This window comes from Runella defluvii, assembly GCF_014195535.1.
GTDB classification, from domain to species: domain Bacteria; phylum Bacteroidota; class Bacteroidia; order Cytophagales; family Spirosomataceae; genus Runella; species Runella defluvii.
On record NZ_JACIBY010000015.1, the window covers coordinates 69,119 to 88,038 of the forward strand.

Below are 18,920 nucleotides of genomic sequence, written 5' to 3' on the forward strand. Positions count from 1 at the left end.
GTCATTTACCGTAAAACTCTGGACACTCAAGTTTTCTCTGTAAATCCATAATTAATACAAAACCAAATTTTAGTTAATAAAACAATGGCAAAAGAACAATTCGACCGGAGTAAACCTCACGTAAACGTAGGTACAATCGGTCACGTTGACCACGGTAAAACTACTTTGACTGCTGCTATCACCAAAGTTCTTTCAGAAAAAGGTTTGGCAGAAAAGAAAGATTTCTCGTCGATTGACTCCGCTCCAGAAGAAAAAGAGCGCGGTATCACTATCAACACTGCGCACGTAGAATATCAAACAGTAAACCGTCACTATGCTCACGTTGACTGCCCAGGTCACGCTGACTACGTGAAAAACATGGTAACTGGTGCTGCCCAAATGGACGGTGCCATCCTTGTAGTAGCTGCTACTGACGGTCCAATGCCACAAACTCGTGAGCACATCCTTCTTGCTCGTCAGGTAGGTGTACCTCAGTTGGTCGTTTTCATGAACAAAGTTGACATGGTTGACGATCCAGAGTTGTTGGAACTTGTTGAAATGGAAATCCGTGAATTGTTGTCATTCTACGAATTCGACGGCGATAACATTCCAGTTATTCAAGGTTCAGCTCTTGGTGGTTTGAACGGTGATGCGAAATGGGTTGCTACTATCGACGCATTGATGGAAGCAGTGGATAGCTTTATTCCAACTCCTGCTCGTGATACAGATAAGCCATTCTTGATGCCAGTTGAAGACGTGTTCACGATTACTGGTCGTGGTACTGTAGCAACAGGCCGTATCGAGCGTGGTATCATCAACTCTGGTGAGCCTGTAGAAATCTTGGGTATGGGAGCTGAAAACCTTAAGTCAACTGTGACTGGGGTTGAAATGTTCCGTAAAATCCTTGATCGTGGTGAAGCTGGTGACAACGTAGGTTTGCTCCTCCGTGGTATTGAAAAATCAGATATCCGTCGTGGTATGGTTATTTGTAAGCCAGGTTCGGTTAAGCCTCACGACAAATTCAAAGCTGAGGTTTATATCTTGTCAAAAGAAGAAGGTGGTCGTCACACACCATTCTTTAACAACTACCGTCCGCAGTTCTATTTCCGTACAACTGACGTAACAGGTATCATCACTTTGCCAGCTGGCGTTGAGATGGTTATGCCTGGTGATAACTTGACAATCACTGTTGAGCTTATCAACTCAATTGCAATGGAAAAAGGTCTTCGTTTCGCGATTCGTGAAGGTGGACGTACGGTAGGTGCTGGTCAGGTAACTGAAATCCTTTAATCCAAAAGGGATACACCAACTATAAAAAAGGGAAGCTCGCAAGGGCTTCCCTTTTTATTTTGTGATTAACTGAGTACATTGGCGTTCGTTTTCTCGGGTCAAATGATACCATTAAGGCTAGTTGTTGTTGGGATACTATTGGGGTGGATGTGTACGATTACCGTTCGTGCACAAGTTCCTGTATTATATCTTACTGATAAAATGGTAGATACAGAGCTATGGAAGCATCCTGCGCTTGAGTATCTTGCCGATACTTCTCAAAAACTGACAGTTCAACAGCTACGAAAAGATTCCTCATTTTTCTTCAAGCGCCCCCTAGGCATTTCTGCTGATTTAGGTTTTAACGATCAAGATGTTTGGCTACGCTTTAAGGTAAAAAAACAAACAGATAGACAGATTCATTGGGTAATTTCAAATGATTATCCTATGGTGGAAGAGCTTGATGTGTTTGTTTTTAATGAGCAAACGGGAGAAGTTAATCACCAGACTTTAAAAGAAGCTATCCCGGGCTATCAGCGAAATATTAATGTGCATCAGTGTGCCATTCCTTTAGAGCTTGTACCTCATGTGTTGTATTCTGTCTATATTAAGTTACGTACAGGCGACGCAAAAAAAATCCAGTTCAGAGTTGCCGAAACATATTATTTTTACGAAACCTACCTTGATGAACTCTGGTTTTGGAGCGGGCATTTAGGGTTTGTAATTTGCATGATTGTTGTGCAATTGGTATTTCTACTGGTAACCAAAGAGCGAAATTTCTTGCTTTATCTCCTCTTCTTAATGGGATACTTATTGGTGGCCATTGTAGGAGGATACGGTATCATCGACCAGCTATTGTGGCCAAACCACGTTTGGATGAAAGGCTATAGTATTGTGATTGCGGTCGTTATTAGCAACTTTTTAGGGGTGTTGTTTTATGCCCATGCGCTTCACTTGCGCGTATTAGCCCCTACCCTTTACAAGCTGATGCGAATAGATGCGATTGCATCGGTGGTGCTAAGCATTTGGATTTTCTTTTTTGAAAGACTTATTAGCCCCAACGTTTATTCGTGCGCTATCATCATTGTTTTTTTCTGTTTGGTTTCTATTTCCTGCATTGTGAGTTATCGGCGAGGCAATCCCTCGGCGATTTATTACCTTTTCGGGACGCTTTCTTATTTTATTGGGGTAATAGTTGTCTTGCTGTGGACTTTGGCTTACTTGACGCCCAATCTGTTTGTTATCAACGCCATGCACATTGGAAGTATGTTTGAAATGGTGTTTTTTATGTGGGCATTGGCGGATGATTATCGCCGAACGCGCGAAGAGCGAGAACAATCGCAAAAAGAGCTAATTCATACATTACGAACTCAAAACGAAGAAATTTCGAAAGCTCAAATTAAAGGACAAACGCTCGAACGAAAACGGGTTGCGGCTGATTTGCATGACTCGCTGGGGGGCACGCTCTCGGCAATTCGTTGGACACTGTCGTCGATTAACTCAGAGAGTTTGACGGAGCAAGAAAAACAGGTGTATGAGTCGTTGGTCGAAATGACCAATGAAGCACAGCAGCGGGTGCGGTTTTTGAGTCATAACCTCGTGCCCGAAAATTTAGAAGCAGATGGGTTAGCAATAAGCGTGGAGAAACTGACAGAAAAGCTTAACCGAAACAATAGAACGCGATTTAAAACCGAGATAAACCTCGATAAAAAATACGATAAACAAGTTGAATTTGAGCTATACAGCATTTCACTGGAGTTGATTAATAACATTATCAAGCATTCAAGAGCGAAAGAAGCGGTGGTGCGTCTTTATGAACAAGACAATCACTTACACCTTGACATTGAGGACGATGGCGTAGGAATGCAAGATTATAATCACCAAGGAAAAGGCTTAGGAAATATTCAAGAAAGAATTTCGTCGCTCAGAGGCACGTGGCAGATTGAATCCAACGGAAAAGGAACTCATGCGTCGGCGCAAGTGCCAATCTCCTGATTTTTTGCTACTTTTGTACCTTTGTTGTCCCCTTTATATGGCTGAAAAACGCAACTCTGCCCTTTTATTTATCTTTATAACGTTACTGATTGATGTAACAGGTATTGGGATAATTATTCCTGTATTTCCTAAATTGATTACCGAGCTCATTCATGGTGATTTATCCCAAGCCTCTTTATACGGGGGCTGGCTCACATTTGCATATTCGGTGATGCAGTTTATATTTTCCCCAATTTTGGGCGGTCTAAGCGATCAATACGGGCGTCGGCCTGTGTTATTAGCCTCTCTTTTCGGATTTGGAATAGATTATATCTTCTTAGGTTTTGCCCCGAGTATAGGATGGTTGTTTGTAGGACGCCTCATTGCTGGCGTTTTGGGGGCAAGTTTTACCACAGCAGGCGCGTACATTGCGGATGTAAGCCCACCTGAAAAAAGAGCTCAAAATTTTGGATTGATTGGTGCAGCTTTTGGCTTAGGGTTTATCATTGGCCCCATGCTTGGAGGGCTTCTTGGCCAGTATGGCGCCCGCGTTCCCTTTTTTGTATCGGCAGGCTTGGCACTTTTAAACTGGCTATACGGGTATTTTGTATTACCAGAGTCACTGCTTCCCGAAAACCGCCGTCCTTTTGATTGGAAGCGAGCCAATCCCGTGGGTTCATTGCGTCATTTAAAAAAGTACCCCATTATTTTTGGTTTGGTTATTCCACTGGTGTTGATATATATCGCAGGCTATGCCACGCAGAGTACCTGGACTTACTTTACCATGGAAAGATTTGGCTGGGATGAAAAATGGGTGGGGTATTCACTGGCATTTGTAGGAGTAATGGCTGCCCTTGTACAAGGTGGATTAACCCGCACGATTATCCCCCGTTTGGGCAATACAAAATCCATTTATTGGGGGTTAAGCGCCTATGGTATCAGCTTTTTTATGTACGCCTTTGCCAACCAAGGTTGGATGCTGTTTGCCATTACTATTTTAGCTGCCTTAGGAGGAATTGCAACACCTGCACTTCAAGCCATTATGTCAAATGAGGTGCCTGCCAATGAGCAAGGAGAGCTCAGGGGAGCGCTTACGAGTTTGATGAGCTTAACGGCCGTTGTAGGGCCAGTCATGATGACGAGTTTGTTTGCATACTTTACTACTTCGGCTGCCCCTATTATTTTTCCAGGCGCACCGTTTGCAATGGGTGGTGTTTTGACGCTTCTAAGTTTGGTTTTAGTGAAACAAATTTTATCACGTAAATGATTTTTTTTGTAAAAGGTTGCAATTGAAAAATTTGTTTCATACTTTTGCAGTCCGATTTCAAGAAGTATTATATACACGGGCATAGTTTAAAGGTAGAACTAAGGTCTCCAAAACCTTCGGTCTGGGTTCGAGTCCTGGTGCCCGTGCAACTTTTGCGCAAAATGAACTCAATTGTAGAATTTGTAAAAGCCTCATGGGACGAGGTTCGGCACAATGTCACTTGGCCCAAGCTTAATGACCTTCAATCTAGTACAACACTTGTACTCCTCGGCTCGCTTATTTTTGCGGCAGTGGTAGGTCTCATGGACTTCCTATTTGAGAACGCTCTCAATTTCATTTATCAGTCATTCTAGGGCTTTGCCCCGGTTATCCAAACGTTGAGCAGGTATGAGTAATCTGAATTGGTACGTTATCCGGGCTGTGTCTGGTCAAGAAAAGAAGATTAAATCTTATCTTGAAAATGAAATCGTCAGACAGGGCCTTCAAGAAGCTATCCCCGAAATTTTAATTCCGACGGAAAAAATTGTCGAAATGCGTAACGGTAAGAAACGCATCCGCGAGAAGAACTTTTTCCCTGGGTATATCATCATTTCGGCCGATTTAGCAAAAGGAGAAACACATCACCTTATTACGACAATGCCAGGTGTATTGGGCTTTTTGGGAAACACCAGTGGTAACTCAAAAATACCAGTGCCGTTGCGTCAGTCGGAAATCAATCGGATTTTAGGTAAGGTCGAAGATGCGGTAGAAGAAGTTGAAGCGCCAAAAGTAAGTTTCTTAAAAGGCGAGAGTGTTAAAATTACCGATGGGCCTTTCAGTGGCTTTATTGGAACAGTAGAAGAAATTTTTGACGACAAGAAGAAGCTCAATGTCGTTGTGAAAATATTCGGGCGTAGTACGCCCGTGGAGTTGGGTTACGCACAAGTCGAAAAAGAAAGCTGATTTTTCAGAATGTTGCCGGGAGTACGAGACAAAAAGCTTCCATGTTGTCTATCAGCCGTACGTCCGAACCGGTAACGCCAATTTAAACGTTTTAAAACGATGGCGAAAGAAGTAGCAGGTTACGTCAAACTGCAAGTGAAAGGTGGCCAAGCCAATCCTTCCCCCCCAATTGGACCAGCACTTGGTTCTAAGGGTTTGAACATCATGGAGTTCTGCAAGCAATTTAACGGTCGTACGCAGGACAAAATGGGTGTCATCTTACCCGTTGTAATTACGTACTACAAAGACAAATCATTTGAATTTGTTATCAAAACTCCACCAGCACCTATTTTGCTTTTGGAGGCTGCAAAAATTAAACTTGGTTCAGCTCAACCTAACCGTAAGAAAGTGGGTTCAGTTAGCTGGGATCAAGTAAAAACGATTGCTGAAACAAAGATGCCAGATTTGAATTGCTTTACGATCGAATCCGCAATGAAAATGATTGCAGGTACAGCACGTAGTATGGGGATTACAGTATCAGGTAAAGCCCCTTGGGATAACTAATCACGAAGCGGACGTAAAGACATTTTGAACAATGGCAAAGTTGACTAAAAAAAGAAAAGAAGCTTTAGCGAAATACGATGCTAAAATCGAGTATTCGTTCGAGAAAGCTGCAGAAATTCTGAAAGACATCACCTACACGAAGTTTGATGCTTCGGTAGATATTGATGTGCGTTTGGGTGTTGACCCCCGCAAAGCAGACCAAATGGTTCGTGGCGTGGTGGCTTTACCACACGGTACAGGTCGTGAAGTACGTGTATTGGTACTTTGTTCGCCTGATAAAGAAGCCGAAGCAAAAGAAGCTGGTGCTGACTTCGTTGGGTTGGATGAGTTTATTCAGAAAATCGAAAAAGGATGGACTGATGTGGACGTAATCATTACAATGCCAACTGTAATGGCCAAAATTGGTCGTTTGGGTAAAATCTTAGGTCCTCGTGGCTTGATGCCTAACCCTAAGTCAGGTACGGTAACGTTGGAAGTTGGTAAAGCAGTAAAAGAGGTAAAGGCAGGTAAAATTGATTTCAAGGTTGACAAGTTTGGTATTATCCATGCTAGTATCGGCCGCGTATCTTTTGGTCCTGATAAAATTGCCCAAAATGCTCAAGAGTTGATTGCGACTTTAATGAGGCTTAAACCTTCTTCGGCTAAAGGTACTTACGTAAAAAGCGTACACCTCTCAAGCACAATGAGTCCAGGTGTCATCATCGATAAAAGCACGATTGCAGGAATATAATTATGACACGCGAAGAAAAAGCCGTTATCATAGAGGAACTCAGCGACAAGTTCAAGGCGATTCCTTACTTCTATATTGTTGATGCCGCAGGCATGACAGTTGGAGAAACAAATAACTTACGCCGTAAGTGTTTTAACCAAGGAGTAGAGTATCGTGTTGTTAAAAACACGCTGATTGCAAAGGCACTTGAAACACTAGATACAGATTACACGTCATTTAACGAAAGCGTTTTGACTGGTTTCTCTGGCATCATGTTTCACCAAGAGTCAGGCAAAGTAGCAGCTAAATTGATCAAAGAATTTCGTAAAGAGTCAGGCAACGACAAATTGAAGCTTAAAGGTGCTTCGGTTGAGTATAGCCTGTTCATCGGCGAAAATCAATTAGACACGCTCTTGACCCTGAAATCAAGACAAGAATTAATCGGGGAAATCGTTGGCTTGTTGCAATCTCCTGCGAAAAATGTCGTATCGGCATTGCAAAGCGGAGGCGGCAAATTGGCTGGTATCCTCAAAACCCTTTCAGAACGCGAAGGGTAATTCAAGTACTACATTTGAACATTTGAGAAGTAGTCAATGGACCTTTTCAAATCTTCAAATTACTAAATTTTCAAATTCAAAAAAACTCGTAACAAATTTTAACATTACAATAAAATGGCAGATTTGAAAGCATTCGCAGAACAGCTTGTTAATCTTACAGTAAAGGAAGTAAATGAACTTGCTGCAATCTTGAAAGATGAGTACGGTATCGAACCAGCAGCAGCAGCTCCAGTAATGGTAGCAGCAGGTGGCGGTGGTGATGCAGCTCCAGTTGTAGAAGAAAAAACAGCTTTTGATGTAATCTTGAAATCAGGCGGTGCTGCTAAATTGCAAGTTGTTAAACTTGTAAAAGACTTGACAGGTCTTGGCTTGAAAGAAGCTAAAGAATTGGTTGACGGCGCTCCAAAACCATTGAAAGAAGGTATTGCTAAAGACGAAGCAGAAGCTTTGAAAAAGCAATTGGAAGAAGCTGGTGCTGAAGTAGAAATCAAGTAATTTCTGCGCTTAGCGCTCCCAAAATAAACGGAAATAGGCCTGACCTTGTGTCAGGTCTTTTCCTGTTTAAGTAAGTACCGCTGTTTTAGCTATTGAAAACAGCAGCAGTTAGTCGAAAATCAGAAATAATGCAGTTAATCTGACATCTAACTACAATAGCGTTTCTTCTTTAATGAGTTTCTGCCTGAAACACTTCGCTACTCGTAGGGGCGATGCACAGGGGCGAAATTCTAAAATCTACGAGGCAAGCTAAGTTTTTTGCAAACTAACTATTTGAGTCCTCGCGTTCAGTATCCTTAGAACGTCGCCTGGTTCTTATCCACCAAAAACTTGTAAAGCCTTGGTAACCAAACAAACTCCACGTAGAAGTTTTGCCCGGATTAAACCCGTTATTGATTATCCGGACTTCCTCGACGTACAGCTTCGCTCGTATCGCGAATTCGTTAATTTAGATACCGCCGCCGAAGAACGTCACAAAGAAGGGTTGTACAAAGTATTCCAAGAGAACTTCCCAATCTCTGATTCACGTGAAAACTTTGTCCTTGAATTCGTTGATTATGCACTAGATCCACCTAAATACTCTGTAAATGAGTGTATTTCACGTGGACTTACGTATTCGGTGCCATTGAAGGCAAAACTACGCCTGAAATGTAATGACGCCGATAACGAAGATTTTGAAACAATTGAGCAAGAAGTGTTCTTGGGAGCTATCCCGTACATGACTGAAAAAGGCTCTTTTGTAATTAATGGAGCGGAACGCGTTATCGTTTCTCAGCTACACCGTTCGCCAGGGGTGTTTTTCTCAATGAGCAAGCACACCAACGGTACTAAATTGTACTCGGCACGGATTATTCCTTTTAAAGGGTCTTGGATTGAATTTTCTACGGACGTTAATAACGTGATGTATGCGTACATCGACCGTAAGAAAAAGTTTCCAGTTACTACCCTCCTACGGGCGATTGGCTTCGGTTCTGACAAAGAAATCCTTGATTTGTTTGAACTTTCAGAAGAAATCCCTGCTACTTCTGCCAGCTTGAAAAAAGCCGTAGGCCGCCGCCTAGCTGCGCGGGTACTACGTACATGGACAGAAGACTTCGTGGATGAAGATACTGGTGAAGTAGTATCAATCAGCCGTAACGAAGTGTTGCTTGAGCGTGACTCTCTTATCACGGCTGGTGACTTAGACGTGATCCTTGATTCGGGGCAGAAATCAATTATTATGCACCGTGAGGACATGAACATGGCCGATTATAATATCATTTATAACACGTTGCAAAAAGACAGCTCTAACTCAGAAAAAGAGGCTGTTGAGCAAATCTATCGCCAATTGCGTAACGCCGAAGCGCCTGACGAACAAACCGCTCGTGAAGTAATTCAGAGCTTGTTCTTCTCAGATAAGCGTTATGACTTGGGGGATGTAGGCCGCTACCGTGTCAATAAAAAATTGCAATTGGATATTGCGATGTCAACGAAAGTATTGACGACGCAAGACATCGTTTCCATTGTAAAATACCTAATTGGTCTTATCAATGCCAAAGCCGTAGTCGATGATATCGACCACTTGTCAAACCGCCGTGTTCGTACGGTAGGTGAGCAATTATGGGCACAATTTGGTGTTGGTTTGGCACGTATGTCTCGTACCATCAAAGAACGTATGAACGTTCGCGATAACGAAGACTTCAAACCAATCGACTTGATTAATGCACGTACGTTGTCGTCGGTCATCAACTCGTTCTTTGGAACCAACCAGCTTTCGCAGTTCATGGACCAAACAAACCCACTGGCTGAAATCACGCACAAGCGTCGTATGTCAGCACTAGGGCCAGGTGGTTTGAGCCGCGAGCGGGCAGGTTTCGAGGTTCGTGACGTTCACTATACGCACTACGGACGTCTTTGTACGATTGAAACTCCTGAAGGACCAAACATCGGTTTGATTTCTTCGCTTTGCGTTTATGCAAAAACCAACAGCATGGGCTTCATCGAAACACCTTACCGCGTTATTAATGATGGTAAGTTGTCGAATGAACTTGTGTATTTGACCGCAGAAGAAGAAGATTCTAAATACATTGCCCAAGCCAACGCGTCGGTGGATGATAACGGAACCTTCTTGGTTGATAAAATCAAGACACGTTTTGAAGGTGACTTCCCAATGGTAGAGCCTGCGCAGGTGTCTTTGATGGATATTGCAGCAAACCAGATTGTATCGGTAGCGGCTTCGATGATTCCATTCTTGGAGCACGATGACGCCAACCGTGCCTTGATGGGTTCAAACATGCAACGTCAGGCGGTGCCATTGCTCCGCCCACAGGCGCCAATTGTAGGGACAGGTTTGGAAGGCCGCGTAGCTCGCGACTCACGTGCTTTGGTGGTAGCCGAAGGCAACGGGGTAGTTGAGTTTGTGGATGCAACCAAAATTGTTATTCGTTACGAACGTTCGTACGAGCAGCGTTTGGTAAGCTTCGATAGCGACATCGTAACGTATGACTTGATTAAGTTCCGTCGTACTAACCAAGATACTTGTATCAACCTTAAACCGATGGTTTTGAAAGGCCAACCGGTAGAGAAAGGTCAAATCTTGAGCGAAGGATACGCGACTGAAGGGGGTGAATTGGCACTTGGACGTAACCTCCTCGTGGCCTTCATGCCTTGGCAAGGGTATAACTTTGAGGATGCGATTGTAATTTCTGAGCGTGTAGTACGCGAAGATATTTTTACTTCGATTCACATCGAAGAGTACGACCTTGAAGTACGTGATACAAAACGCGGTGAGGAAGAATTGACAGCGGAAATTCCGAACGTAAGTGAGGAAGCTGTTAAAAACCTCGACGAAAACGGTATCGTTCGCGTAGGAACGGAAGTAAAAGAAGGAGATATTTTGATTGGAAAGATTACGCCAAAAGGAGAATCTGATCCAACACCAGAAGAAAAACTCCTCCGTGCCATCTTTGGAGATAAAGCAGGCGATGTGAAGGATGCTTCACGCAAAGCACCTCCGTCGATGAAAGGGGTAGTCGTAGATACCAAACTTTTCTCTCGTCCAGGCCGCGATGAGCGCGTAAAACAAAAAGATGAGTTGAAAGTGTTGATGAAGAGCTACGGACGCGACTTGAGCAAACTCCGTGAAGTTCTTATCGACAAAATGGCAGAATTGCTTGATGGTAAAACGGGTGCGGGAGTGAAGCACAAGTTTGGCGAAGAAATCATGAGTAAAGGCGTGAAATTTAGCCGCGTAAACATCATCAACAATATCTTCCCAGATAAAAACCCGTACCGTGACGAAGGTGGCTACGTTGTTCCAGAAGAAGTAAACCTTTTGGGTGACTTAATCATCGAAGGCTGGACGGACGACCCAACGACCAACAAGCTGTTGTTTGAGATGGTGAAAAACTATCAAAAACGCCGCAACGAGATTTCGGGACGTTTCAAACGTGACCGCTTTACGTTGGAAGTTGGAGACGAATTACCTGCGGGTATCGTGAAATTGGCGAAAGTATATATCGCTAAGAAACGTAAACTCAAAGTGGGTGATAAAATGGCGGGTCGCCACGGTAACAAAGGGGTTGTGGCTAAAATCGTTCGCGATGAAGACATGCCTTTCTTGGCCGACGGAACACCAATGGACATCGTATTGAACCCTCTAGGGGTACCTTCGCGTATGAACATCGGTCAGATTTACGAAACCATCTTGGCATGGGCAGGTCGTAAATTAGGCCGCAAATACGCAACGCCAATCTTTGATGGTGCTACCGAAGATCAAGTAGTGTCTGAATTGAATGAAGCAGGTATTCCTGAATTTGGACGTACACCACTTTATGATGGGCAATCGGGTGATAAATTTGACCAAGCAGTTACAGTAGGTATCATGTACATGCTTAAACTAGGTCACTTGGTGGATGACAAAATGCACGCTCGTTCGATCGGGCCATACTCACTTATTACGCAGCAACCATTGGGTGGTAAGGCACAGTTTGGTGGACAGCGTTTCGGAGAGATGGAGGTTTGGGCGCTTGAGGCGTTTGGAGCTTCTCACATCCTTCAAGAGATTTTGACAGTGAAGTCCGATGACGTAATTGGACGGGCAAAAGCGTACGAGGCAATCGTAAAAGGTGAAAACCTTCCGAAGCCAAATATTCCAGAATCATTCAACGTATTGATTCACGAATTACGCGGTCTTGCCCTCGAAATTACGATGGACTAATCAATGTTTGGGGTTTACTGTTTTGGATTTATGGTTGGTAATACAACGCTAAACTTGAGATAGTAAACTCTAAACCCTAAACAAAAATTTCACACAAATCATATCGAAAATGTCATTCAAGAAAAACAAGAAAATCAATAGTGACTTTTCGCGGATTACCATCAGTTTGGCTTCGCCAGAGTCTATTCTGGAAAGCTCATACGGTGAAGTAACGCAACCCGAAACCATCAACTATCGGACCTATAAGCCTGAGATGGGTGGACTTTTCTGCGAGCGTATCTTCGGACCCGTAAAAGACTGGGAATGCCACTGTGGTAAATATAAGCGTATTCGTTATAAGGGCATTATCTGTGACCGTTGTGGGGTGGAAGTAACGGAGAAAAAAGTACGTCGTGAACGTATGGGACACATCGAATTGGTGGTGCCTGTTGCTCACATTTGGTACTTCCGTAGCTTACCTAACAAAATTGGTTATTTGTTAGGCTTGTCAACCAAGAAATTGGACCAAATCATCTACTACGAACGTTACGTAGTAGTTCAACCAGGTGTGAAAGCAGAAGATGGAGTCAATAAAATGGACTTCTTGACTGAAGATGAATACTTGGATATTATGGATCGTCTTCCACGTGAGAATCAACTTCTTCCAGATACAGACCCGAACAAATTCATCGCTAAGATGGGGGCTGAAGGGCTAGAGTTGTTGTTGTCACGTACGCAATTAGACGAACTTTCGTACGAATTGCGCCACAATGCCGCAAACGATACTTCGCAACAGCGTAAAGCAGAAGCGTTGAAGCGTTTGAAAGTCGTGGAAGCACTTCGTGACGCAAACACCCGCATCGAAAACCGTCCCGAATGGATGGTGATTCGGATGGTGCCAGTGATTCCACCAGAACTTCGTCCGCTTGTACCTTTGGATGGTGGACGTTTTGCTACGTCTGACCTTAACGACCTCTACCGTCGTGTAATCATTCGTAACAACCGTTTGAAGCGTCTGATTGAAATCAAAGCGCCAGAAGTAATCTTGCGTAACGAAAAACGGATGTTGCAAGAAGCGGTTGACTCGCTATTCGACAACAGCCGTAAAGTAAACGCGGTACGTTCGGAAGGTAACCGTGCCTTGAAATCACTTTCAGATATGTTGAAAGGAAAGCAAGGTCGTTTCCGTCAGAACTTGCTTGGTAAGCGGGTTGACTACTCAGGTCGTTCGGTAATTGTGGTAGGTCCAGAGCTCAAACTTCACGAGTGTGGTCTTCCCAAAGACATGGCGGCAGAGTTGTTTAAGCCGTTTATTATTCGCAAGCTGATTGAGCGTGGTATTGTTAAGACGGTAAAATCGGCAAAGAAAATCGTTGACCGCAAAGACCCCGTTGTTTGGGACATCTTGGAAAACGTATTGAAAGGCCACCCTGTATTGCTTAACCGTGCTCCTACCCTTCACCGTTTGGGTATCCAAGCCTTCCAACCTAAGTTGATTGAAGGAAAAGCGATTCAGTTGCACCCATTGGTATGTACGGCCTTCAACGCCGACTTTGACGGTGACCAGATGGCGGTACACGTACCACTAGGTCAAGAGGCTATTTTGGAAGCATCGTTGTTGATGTTGTCGTCGCACAACATCTTGAACCCTGCCAACGGAGCGCCAATTACCGTACCTTCACAAGACATGGTATTGGGTCTTTATTACGTAACAAAAGGACGTAAATCGACCCCTGAAGTGCCTATCGCTGGAGAAGGAATGACATTCTACGGTGCTGAAGAAGTAATCATCGCCCTCAACGAAGGAAAAGTGTCTAAACATGCGCACATCAAGTGCCGTGTGACAGTTCGTAACGAGGATGGTTCGCTTGAGAAAAAATTGATTGAAACGGTTGCAGGACGTCTATTGTTCAACCAGTGCGTTCCTGAATCCGTAGGATATATCAATGAATTGTTGACGAAAAAGAAACTTCAACAAATCATTGGGCACGTCTTCAAGATTGCGGGTAATGCACGTTGTGCGCAATTCTTGGACGACATCAAGCAACTTGGTTTCCAAACAGCCTTCAAAGGTGGTTTGTCAATCGGTTTGGGAGATATTAAAATCCCAGATGTGAAATGGCAACTCATCGAAGGTGCAAAAGAAGAAGTTCAAGGTGTGATGGACAACTTCATGATGGGTCTTATCACCGAAAACGAGCGTTATAACCAAATCATCGACGTTTGGACACGTACCAACACGAAATTGGCCAATACGCTTTTGACCCAATTGGAGAACGACCAACAAGGCTTTAACTCCGTTTATATGATGATGCACTCGGGAGCCCGTGGTTCTCGCGAGCAGGTACGTCAGTTGGGAGGTATGCGTGGTTTGATGGCGAAACCTCAGAAAAACCTTGCTGGGGGCGTTGGAGAAATCATCGAAAACCCAATCCTTTCAAACTTTAAGGAAGGTCTCGACGTACTTGAGTACTTTATCTCTACCCACGGTGCGCGTAAAGGTTTGGCCGATACGGCCTTGAAAACAGCCGATGCGGGTTACTTGACACGTCGTTTGCACGATGTAGCTCAGGACGTGGTTGTGAACGAGGTTGACTGTGGTACATTGCGCGGTATCGAGATTTCGGCATTGAAAGACAACGAGGACATCGTTGAGCCATTGTCTGAACGTATCTTGGGACGGGTTTCTGTACACGATGTACTTGACCCACTTTCGGGTGAGTTAATTTTGTCATCAGGCCAAGAAATCACCGAAGAAATCGCGGCTCGTATCGACGAAACGAGCATCGAAACCGTAGAAATCCGCTCAGTATTGACTTGCGAAACCCGCAGTGGGGTTTGTTCAAAATGCTACGGACGTAACTTGGCGTCGGGGCGCATGGCCGAAATCGGTGAGTCGGTGGGGGTTATTGCCTCACAGTCAATCGGTGAGCCAGGTACGCAGCTGACACTTCGTACGTTCCACGTTGGGGGTACTGCGCAAAACATCGCCGTAGAAGCCAACATCAGAGCGAAATTTGAAGGTAAGATTGAGTTTGAAGATATGCGTACCGTAGAGTCAACGGATGCGGAAGGAAATCCAGTAACGATTGTAATGGGTCGTTCGGGTGAAATTCGCATCGTCAGCGAGTCAAACGGACAGGTATTGATTGGTAATAACGTTCCTTACGGAGCGACATTGCTTGTGAAAGAAGGTGAGCGCGTTACCAAAGGCCACGAACTTTGTAACTGGGATCCTTACAACGCCGTAATCTTGTCAGAATTTAACGGTTCTGCTCAATACGAATCAATCGAAGAAGGTATCACTTTCCGCGAAGAAATCGACGAACAATCGGGCTTCCAAGAAATGGTAATCATCGAAACACGTGACCGTACCAAAAACCCAGGTATCTTGGTAAAAGGTAAGAGCCCACTCTTGACCGACGCCGATGAGAAGATTTACAACTTGCCTGTAGGTGCGCGTTTGGTAATCAAAGATGGTTCAAATGTAAAAGCAGGTCAGCCTTTGGCGAAATTGCCACGTACACTCGGTAAAACGCGTGACATTACGGGTGGTTTGCCACGGGTAACGGAATTGTTTGAAGCACGTAACCCATCAAACCCAGCGGTAGTTTCTGAAATCGACGGGGTGGTTATCTACGGAATTGTAAAACGTGGTAACCGCGAAATCAATATCGAGTCGAAAGACGGTACACGTAAGAAATACCTTGTGCCTTTGTCGAAACACATCTTGGTGCAAGATGGTGACTACGTGAAAGCGGGTGAACCACTTTCTGATGGTGCCATTACGCCAAGCGACATCTTGTCGATCAAAGGCCCAACGGCGGTACAAGAATACTTGGTAAACGAAATTCAGGAAGTTTACCGTCTCCAAGGGGTGAAAATCAACGATAAGCACATTGAGTGTATTGTACGCCAAATGATGCAGAAAGTTGAAATCATGGAAGCTGGAGATACCAACTTCTTGGAAATGCAACCCGTAGATAAGTGGACGTTCCGCGAAGAAAACGACCGTGTACTTGACATGAAAGTGGTAGAGGATTCGGGTGATTCTGAAAACGTGAAGCCAGGGATGTTGATTTCGGCGCGCCGTTTGCGTGACGAAAACTCTACCCTCAAGCGTCGGGATCAGCGTTTGGTAGTGGCACGCGATGCCAAAGCAGCCGTTGCACAACCAACCTTGATGGGTATTACGCAGGCGTCGTTGGGTACCGAAAGCTTTATCTCAGCCGCGTCTTTCCAAGAGACGACCAAAGTGTTGAGCGAAGCGGCGGTACGCGGAAAACGCGATACGCTCGATGGCTTGAAAGAAAACGTAATTGTAGGTCACCTTATTCCAGCAGGAACGGGTGTACGTCGCTACCAGAAAAACATCATTGGTTCGAAAGAAGAACTCGAAACCGTGACTGAATCACGTGAGCGTAGCAGCTCGCGTCGTAGCAAACGTGAATTAGCAAACTAACAGGTTTCCCCGTGAGTTTATAGAAGAAAACGCCCCGACTTCGGTTGGGGCGTTTTTGTTTTTGGCCGCTTACACACTAATTTTTCGATTGCTGCCGTTTTTTAGTTCCTTTGTTCCCCAAACGACGATTATTTACGTATGAAGAAATTACTTTTTGTTTTCTCCCTCGCTTTCATTTGTTGTACCTCTCTTTATGCCCAAGACAATAGCTACAACTTGGTGCCTTTTCCTGCGCAGTTCAACGGCGGCGACGGGCAGTTTGTGGTGAATGGGCAGACCAAAATCATTGTCACTGCCAAAGATGCCTTACTGAAACCCATTGCGCAATCGTTGGCCAGTGCGCTTAAAACAGCCTCTAAATTGAATTTGGTGGTTGCGCCCGCCGCTCCCCCGACGGCGACCAACACCATTTTTATTCGTCTGAACAAAGCCTTGGGCTTAGGAAACGAAGGGTACAAATTGGTGGTAGGGAAAGAACGCGTGATTCTGGAATCGGCGACGCCACAAGGGGCTTTTTACGGTTTACAAACTATCCTTCAACTGTTACCCACGGCGGTTTTTAGCCCTATGCCCGTCGAAAATGTCGCGTGGACAATGCCTGTTTGCCAAATTCAAGACAAACCCCGCTTTGTCCACCGAGGATTGATGCTCGACGTAGCGCGTCATTTTATGCCTGCTTCGTTTGTCAAAAAATACATCGACCTACTAGCCCTGCACAAAATGAACGTATTGCACTGGCATTTGACCGATGACCAAGGCTGGCGCATTGAGATAAAGAAGTACCCCAAACTCACACAAGTGGGCTCAAAACGCAAGGAAACGCTTGTGGGGCACTACTCAGAAAATTACCCTCAGAAATACGACGGAAAAGAGTATGGTGGGTTTTATACCCAAGCCGAAATCAAAGACATCGTGAAGTACGCTCAGTCGAAATACGTCACGATTATCCCCGAAATCGAACTGCCAGGGCACGCAACGGCGGCGTTGGCGGCTTATCCAGAGTTAGGCTGTGAGCCTTCAAAAAACTACCAAGTGGGCACCAAATGGGGCGTGATGTACGACGTGTTTTGCCCCACAGAAAAAACCTTTACCTTTTTGCAGGATGTGTTGACGGAAGTAATGGCGCTTTTCCCCAGTAAATACGTACACATTGGCGGTGACGAATGCCCGAAAGACGCGTGGAAGAAGAGTACGTTTTGCCAAGAATTGATTAAAAAACAAGGCTTGAAAGACGAACACGAGCTGCAAAGTTACTTCATAAAGCGCATTGAGAAGTTTGTCAACTCCAAAGGGAAAAGCATTATTGGTTGGGATGAGATTTTGGAAGGTGGCGTTGCTCCCAACGCGACTGTTATGAGCTGGAGAGGTACGTCAGGAGGCATCGAAGCGGCTAAACAGAAGCACAATGTCATCATGACGCCGACGACCTACTATTACCTCGATTATTACCAAGGTAATCCTGCCAAAGAACCGTTGGCGATTGGTGGGTATTTGCCCATCGAAAAAGTATATGGCTACGACCCCGCCGACGGCTTTGACGAGGCGTCTAAAAAATACATTTTGGGCGTACAAGGAAACCTTTGGACAGAATATGTGCCAACACCCGAACAAGTAGAATACATGACGTTTCCTCGGGCTACGGCCATTGCGGAATCGGCTTGGATGCCTTCGGGCGTCAAAAACTTTGAGGATTTTGCGATGCGTTTGAAAGAACATTTAAAACGGTTGGATTACCTCAAAGTCAATTATTCAAAACGTATTTTGGACATTCGGGCGGTGACGCAGTTCAACAACCAAGGGCAGTTGCAGGTGCGTTTGGATAAATTAGACTCAGATAGTAAAACCTACTACACTACCGACGGCAAGCAGCCTACGACCAGCTCGACGGAATACACCATGCCGATTACGTTGGACAAAATCACGACCATCAAGGCCATTACGACCGCTGGCGCTACTTTTGAGGAAAAATTCTTCGTGCATCGCGCCAAAGGAAAACCCTACAAATACGCCAATGCTCCTGACGATTGGGCTGACCCTGATAAAAAGAAATTGACTGACGGGCAAGTAGCTCAAAGCCCTCAAAATAGTGCGGAATGGGTACAGATTTCGGGCAAAGATTTGGAAATTACGATTGATTTGGGCGAGGTAAAACCCGTGACCAAAGTGTCGGCCAATTTCTTGAAACTGATTTTGTACAATATCTTCCCGCCAACTTCGGTAGAAATTGGCCTCTCGCGCGACGGCGAAAGTTTCAAAGAAGCCTTGGCGCAACCTGTGACGTACCAACTAGAAGGTGGATGGCAAATTTTACCCGTTGTGGCCGACTTTAAAACTGCGCGGGCGCGTTACATTCGGGTTCGGGCTAAAAATGCAGGAAATGCCCCCGCAGGTCATCCAGAAGCAGGTCGTCCGACCACGATTTCAATGGATGAAGTGGTGGTAGATTGATAAAATAAGCTATTAGACATACCCAACAAGAAAGGCGCTGTACCCACAGCGCCTTTCTTGTTGGTGGGAGTATTCTTCCCGTTCACGCCACTTTTTTG

Annotated in this window: 12 protein-coding genes and 1 tRNA gene; all 13 read left to right on the top strand. The window is 44.7% G+C overall.

Annotated elements, in window-relative coordinates:
* The first annotated feature begins 84 nt into the window (after window positions 1-84).
* The 13 genes from tuf to FHS57_RS26060 all read left to right on the top strand — a co-directional run bounded on the left by tuf (window position 85) and on the right by FHS57_RS26060 (window position 18,822).
* Window positions 85-1,269: an elongation factor Tu gene (tuf, locus tag FHS57_RS26000; RefSeq protein WP_028522379.1), complete on the top strand. Its 1,185-nt coding sequence runs from the start codon at window positions 85-87 to the stop codon at window positions 1,267-1,269.
* Window positions 1,270-1,470: 201 nt separating this feature from the next.
* Window positions 1,471-3,243 carry a sensor histidine kinase gene (locus tag FHS57_RS26005; RefSeq protein WP_183978842.1) on the top strand — a complete coding sequence of 591 codons (1,773 nt, stop codon included), beginning with the start codon at window positions 1,471-1,473 and terminating at the stop codon, window positions 3,241-3,243.
* 37 nt (window positions 3,244-3,280) lie between these two features.
* The gene (locus FHS57_RS26010; RefSeq protein ID WP_183978844.1) at window positions 3,281-4,489 is read left to right on the top strand and encodes a TCR/Tet family MFS transporter; all 1,209 of its coding nucleotides are present in this window, start codon (window positions 3,281-3,283) and stop codon (window positions 4,487-4,489) included.
* Window positions 4,490-4,564: 75 nt separating this feature from the next.
* Window positions 4,565-4,635, top strand: a tRNA-Trp gene (locus FHS57_RS26015).
* Window positions 4,636-4,650: 15 nt separating this feature from the next.
* Window positions 4,651-4,842 (top strand): preprotein translocase subunit SecE, encoded by a 192-nt coding sequence (secE, locus tag FHS57_RS26020; protein WP_122933100.1) that lies wholly within the window; start codon window positions 4,651-4,653, stop codon window positions 4,840-4,842.
* 34 nt (window positions 4,843-4,876) lie between these two features.
* Window positions 4,877-5,431 (top strand): transcription termination/antitermination protein NusG, encoded by a 555-nt coding sequence (gene nusG / locus FHS57_RS26025; RefSeq protein WP_028522383.1) that lies wholly within the window; start codon window positions 4,877-4,879, stop codon window positions 5,429-5,431.
* Window positions 5,432-5,530: 99 nt separating this feature from the next.
* Window positions 5,531-5,974, top strand: a complete 444-nt coding sequence (gene rplK, locus FHS57_RS26030; RefSeq protein WP_028522384.1) for a 50S ribosomal protein L11 — start codon at window positions 5,531-5,533, stop codon at window positions 5,972-5,974.
* 31 nt (window positions 5,975-6,005) lie between these two features.
* Entirely contained in the window at window positions 6,006-6,704 is a 699-nt protein-coding gene (gene rplA / locus FHS57_RS26035) for a 50S ribosomal protein L1 (RefSeq protein ID WP_028522385.1), read from the top strand.
* A gap of 2 nt (window positions 6,705-6,706) precedes the next feature.
* Window positions 6,707-7,240, top strand: coding sequence for a 50S ribosomal protein L10 (rplJ, locus tag FHS57_RS26040; RefSeq protein ID WP_183978846.1), 534 nt, complete (start codon window positions 6,707-6,709; stop codon window positions 7,238-7,240).
* Between the two features lie 114 nt (window positions 7,241-7,354).
* A complete protein-coding gene (gene rplL / locus FHS57_RS26045) occupies window positions 7,355-7,735 on the top strand; it encodes a 50S ribosomal protein L7/L12 (RefSeq protein WP_028522387.1) in 381 nt (126 codons plus the stop codon).
* A 340-nt stretch (window positions 7,736-8,075) separates the two neighbouring features.
* On the top strand, window positions 8,076-11,933 hold the full coding sequence (gene rpoB / locus FHS57_RS26050; protein ID WP_183978848.1) for a DNA-directed RNA polymerase subunit beta: 3,858 nt from the start codon (window positions 8,076-8,078) through the stop codon (window positions 11,931-11,933).
* A gap of 109 nt (window positions 11,934-12,042) precedes the next feature.
* Entirely contained in the window at window positions 12,043-16,374 is a 4,332-nt protein-coding gene (rpoC, locus tag FHS57_RS26055) for a DNA-directed RNA polymerase subunit beta' (RefSeq protein ID WP_183978850.1), read from the top strand.
* Window positions 16,375-16,512: 138 nt separating this feature from the next.
* A complete protein-coding gene (locus tag FHS57_RS26060; protein ID WP_183978853.1) occupies window positions 16,513-18,822 on the top strand; it encodes a glycoside hydrolase family 20 protein in 2,310 nt (769 codons plus the stop codon).
* Window positions 18,823-18,920: the final 98 nt, after the last annotated feature.